A 7,366-nucleotide genomic window follows, 5' to 3' on the forward strand; every position below is an offset into this window, starting at 1 on the left:
AGATGAATTTGTTTGAATGGCCAGTGCGTGTCTACTACGAAGATACCGACAGCGGTGGTGTGGTCTATCACTCGAATTACCTCCGGTTTATGGAGCGGGCACGAACAGAGTGGCTTCGGGCGCTGGGTTTTGAACAGGACGCCCTGTTGATGGAGCATGATTGCCTGTTTGCTGTGCATTCAATGCAGTTGAATTTTCGCCGTCCGGCCCGATTTAACGATGCCTTGACAGTGAAGTCTGAATTATTAGCCGCTGGTGGTGCCAGCTTGCAGTTTGAGCAGTTGATTTATCGCAAGGATGAACTGTTGTGTCAGGCAACAGTCAGAATTGCTTGTCTGGATGCGCAAAGGTTTCGGCCAAAACCGATTCCTTCTTTTATATTGACGGAGATGCAACGTGGGTGGTGATTTATCTGTAATTAGCCTGATTGCCGAAGCCAGTCTACTGGTCCAGCTTGTCATGCTGTGTCTGGTCCTGATTTCAATTTATTCATGGACGATTATCTTCAAAAAGCGTGCAGAGTTGGCTCAGGCCAAACGTGATGCAGATGAATTTGAGGATAAGTTCTGGTCGGGCAATGAGCTGAACAAACTCTACGAGGAGATCAGTGCAAAGCCACATGCCAGTCGTGGGATGGAAGGTATTTTTGAGGTCGGTTTCAAGGAGTTTGTCCGACTGAAAAAAACGTCCTCTGATTCAAATTATGTTCTGGATGGTTCTCAACGTGTGATGCGGATCGCGCTGGCTCGTGAAATTGACCAACTTGAAGTTTCCTTACCCTTCCTGGCAACAGCCGGTTCTACCAGCCCTTATATCGGCTTGTTCGGAACAGTGTGGGGCATTATGAATTCATTTCGTGCTCTCGGAAACGTGCAACAAGCAACATTGGCGATGGTCGCGCCGGGTATTGCCGAGGCGCTGATTGCAACAGCGATGGGTCTTTTTGCGGCAATTCCCGCGGTTATCGCCTACAACCGATACTCGCACGAAGTGGAGCGATTGATTAATCGTTACGACACTTTCCTCGAAGAGTTTTCGTCGATCCTGCAACGTCAACACGGCTAGGTCGAGGTTTTCAAATGGCGCTGTCAAAATCCAGCAGACAAAGACGCAAGCCAATGGCAGAGATGAATGTTGTGCCATACATCGATGTCATGCTCGTGTTGTTAATCATCTTCATGGTGGCTGCTCCAATGCTGACGCAGGGGGTGCAGGTTGATTTACCACAAGCCTCAGCTGAACCTATCAGTGATAGTGAAAACCGCGAACCGTTAGTGGTATCAATAGACCGTGAAGGTCGCTTCTATGCTTCTATTGGTGAAAATCCGGACGAACCGTTGGCGGCCAGCGAGCTGCAAGCGCGCGTGGCGGCAATTTTGCGTCGCAACCCACAAACACCGGTGATGGTGAAGGGGGACCGTGCCGCTAATTACGGGCAGGTAGTCGGTTTAATGGCCTTATTGCAAAGTTCTGGTGCACCCTCAGTGGGGTTGATAACTCAGCAACCCGAAACAGGCACGGCTGAGTAGCGCCATGAAGTATCCATTACTGCAAAATTTGCTGGCAGGTGGTTATTCACTTCTGCTGCATTTGTTGCTGGTTGTTGTCTTACTGGTCGGATTGGAGATGCCAACAAAGCCTTTGGTTGTGGGGCAGCAGGATGTGGAAATTGTCCAGGCGACCATGGTGGATGAAATGCAGATCGAAGCTGAAATGCAGCGACTGCAAGAGCAGGAGCAGGCGCGTCTTGACGCAGAACAGGAACGTCAGCGGCTGATTGAAGAACAGTTGCAAATGACTCAGGATGAGCTTGCACGTAAAGAGCAAGAATATCTTGATATGCAGGAGCGTGCGCAGCTTGAAGCTGAGCAACGTCAAAGAGAGGCAGAGCAAGAACAGCAGCGAATTGCTGAACTCGAGCAACAGCGACGTGAGCAAGAGGAAGCCAGTCGTAGAGCTGAGCAGGAACGACTTGCACAAGAAGAAGCAAAACGCCAGGCCGAACAGGAGCGCCAACAAGCAGAACAGGCACGCTTACAAGCTGAAACCGAGCGAAAGGCTGCTGAAGAAGCCAGACAAAAGGCTGAGCAAGAACGTCTAGCAGCTCAAAAAGCTGAAGAGGAAGCCAGACAAAAAGCTGAACAAGAGCGTCAACGACTGGCAGAGGAGCAACGCAAGGCTGAGGAAGAACGTCAGCGACTCGAGCAGGAGAGGCGTGAAGCTGAAGCCGAGCGTAAGCGTATTGAGGAAGAAAAACGACGCGCAGAAGAAGAGCGTAAGCGGGTTGAAGAAGAGCAACGCCGTGCCGAGGAAGCCAGACGCAAGGCAGCGGAGGAAGAAGAGCGGCGACGTATAGCAGAAGCTGAGGCAGAATTGCAGCGGCAATTGCAGGCTGAGGAAGAGCAGCGAACGGCTAGACGTGTCGCCGGTGTTGTAGATCAATACTCGATTATGATCCAACAGCGAGTAAAGCGTTTCTGGATTCGCCCATCGATTACCGAGCAGGGATTGCAGGTGACGTTGAGAGTGCGAGTATTGCCAGGTGGTGAAGTTGGGCAGGTATCTGTGGTCAGAAGTAGTGGCAATGCTTTGTTTGACCGTAGTGCAGAAAATGCCGTTTTTGCGGCATCGCCATTACCACAGCCCAGCGACCCGCAAGCAGCCGCTGCGTTTCGCGATTTTCAGTTCATATTTAAACCAGAATAGAGGATCTAGTGATGGCCAGAAGATGGTTGAAATTTATCGGCTTCATGCTGATGTTGTTGCCCTGGCATGCTCACGCCTTACTGACAATTGAAATTACCGGTGGCTCTGAGGCTGCATTGCCAATTGCCATCGTACCTTTTGGCGAGGAAGGTGTGATTCCACCAGAGGATATTTCCGAAATCATTCGAAACAATCTGCAGAGCAGTGGTCGATTTGCACCACTGGCCAAAAGCGACTTGATATCTCAGCCCCATGAGCAATCACAGGTCAACTTTGCGGATTGGCGCTTGTTGCGTTCTGAAGGCTTGGTGATTGGCAAAGTCACCAGCCAGGATGGTGAAAACTATCAGGTGCAGTTTCAGTTGTTTGATGTCTATCGAGGCACCCAAATGGCTGGAAAACGATACCAGGTTCCAGTGTCTGGACTACGCAATCTGGGCCATCAAATTTCAGATCTCATCTATGAAGCCTTGACCGGTGAAGTGGGTGTTTTCTCGACAAGACTGGCTTTTGTGACTGTGCAGAGGACAGCCGATGGCGCCAGACGCTTCGCGCTGCAAATTTCTGATGCTGATGGCGCAAACCCGCGTACAATTCTGCAATCAGCGCAACCTATCATGTCGCCAAGATGGTCTCCAGACGGAGAACAACTTGCTTATGTCTCATTTGAAAACGGTAACTCAGAAGTGTTTGTTCAACAACTTCGAAGTGGTGACAGACGATCGATTGCTGCTTTTGATGGTGTAAACAGTGCGCCTTCGTGGTCACCAGATGGTAAGCGCTTGGCGTTGACACTGTCTCGAACAGGTTCGCCGGAGCTTTACATTCTGGAACTGTCGAATGGTGAGTTAACACGGGTAACCCACAACTCCCAGTCAATTGATACTGAACCAGTCTGGATGCCAAACGGCCGTGAGCTGGTCTTCACCTCTGATCGTGGTGGCAGACCTCAGATATACAAAATCCCTGTTGAAGGCGGGCGAGCAACTCGTCTCACTTTTGAAGGAAACTACAACGCCTCTCCAGATATTTCACCTGATGGCCGAAAAATGGCCATGGTGCATGCGGTGGGTGGTCGTTACTACATTGCTGTTCAGGATCTGCGAAGTGGCGCAGTACAGGTCCTTACCGAACAAGGCCGCGATGAGTCGCCGAGTTTTGCGCCCAACGGTCGTATGATACTGTATGCTACCGAACAAAACGGCAGAGGCGTGCTTGCTGCTGTGTCTGTCGATGGCAGAATTCATCAACGACTGGCTGAGTCAGGAATTCAGGTTCGAGAACCAGCGTGGTCTCCACTGAGAAAATAATCAAGTTCAACTTCAGGAGAGTTGTGTCGATGAAATTACTTAAATTGAGTGCAATGATGCTAGCCGCTGTTTGGGTGGCTGGTTGTAGTTCGACTGCCAAAAAAGATGGTGAAGTCGATGGTGCGGATCGTGTTGCTGTTGAAGATAGAAGCATTACATCCGGGGTTTCCGGAGATGGTGTGGATGGCAGTGATTTTGGCACGGAAGCGAGCGTTATCGCTGGAGATGGAAGTTTTCGTGGTCGTGGTTTTGATGATCCTTCCAGCCCGTTGTCACAGCGCGTGGTCTATTTTGAATTCGACAGCTCTGCTGTTCGTGCAGAAGATCAACACATTCTGGAAGCACATGCGGCATATCTGGGAGCCAACCCAAATGTCACCGTACGTCTTGAAGGTCATACCGACGAACGTGGTTCACGCGAGTATAACCTTGCCCTGGGTGAGAGACGTGCGATGTCTATCCGTCAGGCACTTATGTTGCAAGGGGCAGGCATGAACCAGTTCCGTGTGGTCAGTTTTGGTGAAGAACGTCCTGCTGTTGAAGGTTCTGGTGAGGGTGTCTGGCAGCAAAATCGCCGCGTAGAAATTATTTATACAGGACGTTAACATGAAGTTTTGCTACAGAAGAAAATGGCTTGCTGTCGCGGTTGCGGCGTGTCTGTTACCGACCGCAACCATGGCCGAAAGCCAAAGTCTGGAGCAACGAATAGAACGTCTGGAGCGTATCGTCCAGGGGCAGGGCTTAACAGCCCTGCTTTCTCGCGTTGATCAGTTGCAAAACGAAATCCAACGCCTCAATGGTGATAACGAGGCTTTAAATCACCAACTGCAACAACTACAGAACAGCCAGCGTGAAATGTACATGGATCTTGAGCAAAGGCTTGAATCCCGTCCAGCAGCTCCCGCTGAAAGTGAGAGTCCTTCGACTCTCGCCCCGACAATTCCAACATTGTCGCCTGACGCTGATTCGGATGCTGATTTTTTAACGGATCCTCCGCCCAGTTTTGAAGACGAATCTGCAGACGGTCAAGCACCGGCAGCCCCCGTTTCAGAAGAGGATGGCGAGGCTTCCTACCAGGCAGCATTACAGACCTTGAGAAGTGGTCAGTATGATGAGGCGATTCAGATTCTGAATGCGTTCCCTGAGCAGTACCCCAACAGTGAATATTTACCAAACGTCTATTACTGGCGTGGTGAAGCGTATTACGTGACTCGAAATTTCGAACAAGCTATTGCTTCATTTCAGGTAGTGCTTGATCAATACAGCGCCAGCGACAAAGTGGGTGACGCATTGCTCAAACGTGGCTTTAGCGAATACGAGCTGGGTGAGATCGACAAGGCAAGAACTACGCTGAATCAAGTGATCGCTAGCTATCCAGATACCTCAGTAGCGCGGCTGGCCAGAGTTCGTCTTGACCGTATTCAGCAGGAAAGTCGCTGATATACAGAGCGATTGCAGGTAGCTAAATGGCGCAGTGTCGCATCACGGAAATCTTTACTCACTGCAAGGTGAGTCGCGCACAGTGGGGTTGCCCACCGTTTTTGTCAGGCTGACAGGCTGCCCGTTGCGCTGTGGTTACTGTGATACGGAATATGCGTTTCATGGTGGTCAGAAAATGGACATTTCAGACATTGTTGCCGAAGTCGCCGCATACCAACCGCGATATGTCACCGTGACAGGGGGAGAACCTCTGGCACAGTCGACCTGTCTGGAGTTGCTTACTGAGCTGTGTGATTTGGGGCTTGAGGTTTCATTGGAAACCAGCGGTGCCATGGACATCAGTAAAGTGGATAGCCGGGTTTCAAGGGTCATGGACCTCAAGACCCCTGGTTCGGGAGAAGTGTCAAAAAACCGCTACAGCAACATTGAACTTCTAAATACTCATGATCAATTAAAATTTGTCATATGTGACCGGTCAGATTACGAATGGGCTGTGGGCAAAATCAATGAATATGATCTTGCCCAGCGATGTGAGCTGTTGTTTTCACCAGAGCATGGAAATTTGGCAGCCACCGACTTGGCGGAATGGATCATTGCTGACAACCTGCCGGTCAGAATGCAAATCCAGTTACACAAATATCTATGGAACGATGCGCAGGGACACTAACAGACCATGACTGACAAGCGTGCCGTTGTGATGCTCTCCGGTGGCCTTGACTCGGCGACTGCCTTGGCGATAGCGAAATCTCAAGGCTATGATTGTCACACCATCAGCTTTGATTATGGACAGCGCCATCGTGCTGAACTTGAAGCTGCAGCAAAACTGTCTAAAGCACTTTCAGCAAGCAGCCATAAAGTCATCACGATCGATCTCCAAACCATCGGCGGATCGGCACTTACCGATACTGATATTGATGTGCCAGAACAGCATCAAGAAGGTATTCCTGTTACCTACGTTCCAGCTCGTAACACAGTATTTCTATCAATTGCGCTCGGATGGGCTGAGGTTTTACAAGCTGATGCCATTTTTTTGGGGGTTAACGCCGTAGATTATTCGGGTTACCCGGATTGTCGACCTGAATACATAAAAGCTTTTGAGACCATGGCAAACCTTGCAACAAAACGCGGGGTTGAAGGTGACAGACTATATATATATGCGCCATTGATGCACATGACCAAGGCTGAGATTATTCAAGCGGGTATCCAGTTGGGCATTGATTACAGCCAGACAATATCCTGCTACCAAGCCGATGCCAGCGGGCGTGCCTGTGGACAATGTGATTCATGCCGATTTCGTAAAGAGGGATTTGAACAAGCTGGTGTGAGTGACCCCACTCACTATCAGATATAGAATCCGTCTCAAGCGAGCCGCATCAAGTTTCACGAGTTTTGCTTTATCGGCTGGCTTCAGCCAGCAATGCTAAACGGGTATTCGCAGTAATTCACAAAAAATATTGTTTTTGGGCTTGCCATCTTCGACAAATATAGTATGATGTCGGGCTTGGTTTGGGCCGTTAGCTCAGTTGGTAGAGCACCGGACTTTTAATCCGATGGTCCTGCGTTCGAGTCGCAGACGGCCCACCAATTTCTTCAAGATTTTTCAGATTTATTCATTGTCATAAAGCTGTAATATTTTGATTGACACCCAAGCGAGTGTCTGTATAATTCTCGCTTCTTTGCTGGCACGAGTCAGCAGCTCTTTAAAAAATCAGAATCAAGTAATTTGTGTGGGTGCTTGCGTGGGATTTGTTTCGATAAATCAGACGTGAGTAATTCGCAAGAATGCAAACGTCAATCAAGTTATTGTCTCTGACTTATAGAGACTACAAGTCAAAATTAAACTGAAGAGTTTGATCATGGCTCAGATTGAACGCTGGCGGCATGCCTAACACATGCAAGTCGAACGCTGA

The 7,366-nt window shown here is 49.5% G+C and carries 9 protein-coding genes, 1 tRNA gene and 1 rRNA gene; all 11 read left to right on the forward strand.

Going from position 1 to position 7,366, the window contains the following annotated elements:
* Positions 1 to 2: 2 nt before the first annotated feature.
* On the forward strand, positions 3 to 407 hold the full coding sequence (gene ybgC / locus MPL1_RS01175) for a tol-pal system-associated acyl-CoA thioesterase (protein WP_009725302.1): 405 nt from the start codon (positions 3 to 5) through the stop codon (positions 405 to 407).
* On the forward strand, positions 397 to 1,065 hold the full coding sequence (tolQ, locus tag MPL1_RS01180) for a protein TolQ (protein WP_009725303.1): 669 nt from the start codon (positions 397 to 399) through the stop codon (positions 1,063 to 1,065). Before ybgC ends, tolQ begins: the two co-directional genes overlap by 11 nt.
* A gap of 14 nt (positions 1,066 to 1,079) precedes the next feature.
* The gene (gene tolR, locus MPL1_RS01185) at positions 1,080 to 1,529 is read left to right on the forward strand and encodes a protein TolR (protein WP_009725304.1); all 450 of its coding nucleotides are present in this window, start codon (positions 1,080 to 1,082) and stop codon (positions 1,527 to 1,529) included.
* Between the two features lie 4 nt (positions 1,530 to 1,533).
* Entirely contained in the window at positions 1,534 to 2,706 is a 1,173-nt protein-coding gene (gene tolA, locus MPL1_RS01190) for a cell envelope integrity protein TolA (protein ID WP_009725305.1), read from the forward strand.
* An 11-nt stretch (positions 2,707 to 2,717) separates the two neighbouring features.
* Positions 2,718 to 4,016 carry a Tol-Pal system beta propeller repeat protein TolB gene (gene tolB, locus MPL1_RS01195; RefSeq protein WP_009725306.1) on the forward strand — a complete coding sequence of 433 codons (1,299 nt, stop codon included), beginning with the start codon at positions 2,718 to 2,720 and terminating at the stop codon, positions 4,014 to 4,016.
* A 29-nt stretch (positions 4,017 to 4,045) separates the two neighbouring features.
* A complete protein-coding gene (gene pal, locus MPL1_RS01200) occupies positions 4,046 to 4,621 on the forward strand; it encodes a peptidoglycan-associated lipoprotein Pal (RefSeq protein ID WP_009725307.1) in 576 nt (191 codons plus the stop codon).
* A gap of 1 nt (position 4,622) precedes the next feature.
* Positions 4,623 to 5,456: a tol-pal system protein YbgF gene (ybgF, locus tag MPL1_RS01205; protein WP_009725308.1), complete on the forward strand. Its 834-nt coding sequence runs from the start codon at positions 4,623 to 4,625 to the stop codon at positions 5,454 to 5,456.
* Positions 5,457 to 5,490: 34 nt separating this feature from the next.
* Positions 5,491 to 6,123, forward strand: a complete 633-nt coding sequence (gene queE / locus MPL1_RS01210) for a 7-carboxy-7-deazaguanine synthase QueE (RefSeq protein WP_009725309.1) — start codon at positions 5,491 to 5,493, stop codon at positions 6,121 to 6,123.
* 6 nt (positions 6,124 to 6,129) lie between these two features.
* Entirely contained in the window at positions 6,130 to 6,807 is a 678-nt protein-coding gene (gene queC / locus MPL1_RS01215) for a 7-cyano-7-deazaguanine synthase QueC (protein ID WP_009725310.1), read from the forward strand.
* A 157-nt stretch (positions 6,808 to 6,964) separates the two neighbouring features.
* Positions 6,965 to 7,040, forward strand: a tRNA-Lys gene (locus MPL1_RS01220).
* A 254-nt stretch (positions 7,041 to 7,294) separates the two neighbouring features.
* Positions 7,295 to 7,366, forward strand: a 16S ribosomal RNA gene (locus tag MPL1_RS01225); the annotation flags it as partial.

Origin of the sequence: Methylophaga lonarensis MPL, from assembly GCF_000349205.1 — a bacterium.
Lineage (GTDB): Bacteria > Pseudomonadota > Gammaproteobacteria > Nitrosococcales > Methylophagaceae > Methylophaga > Methylophaga lonarensis.

What these genes read in the sequence shown, in the direction of transcription:
- tolR (WP_009725304.1), top strand. Translation starts at nt 1,080, where the DNA reads ATGGCGCTGTCAAAATCCAGCAGACAAAGACGCAAGCCAATGGCAGAG.
- tolB (WP_009725306.1), top strand. Translation starts at nt 2,718, where the DNA reads ATGGCCAGAAGATGGTTGAAATTTATCGGCTTCATGCTGATGTTGTTG.
- ybgF (WP_009725308.1), top strand. Translation starts at nt 4,623, where the DNA reads ATGAAGTTTTGCTACAGAAGAAAATGGCTTGCTGTCGCGGTTGCGGCG.
- pal (WP_009725307.1), top strand. Translation starts at nt 4,046, where the DNA reads ATGAAATTACTTAAATTGAGTGCAATGATGCTAGCCGCTGTTTGGGTG.
- ybgC (WP_009725302.1), top strand. Translation starts at nt 3, where the DNA reads ATGAATTTGTTTGAATGGCCAGTGCGTGTCTACTACGAAGATACCGAC.
- queC (WP_009725310.1), top strand. Translation starts at nt 6,130, where the DNA reads ATGACTGACAAGCGTGCCGTTGTGATGCTCTCCGGTGGCCTTGACTCG.
- tolA (WP_009725305.1), top strand. Translation starts at nt 1,534, where the DNA reads ATGAAGTATCCATTACTGCAAAATTTGCTGGCAGGTGGTTATTCACTT.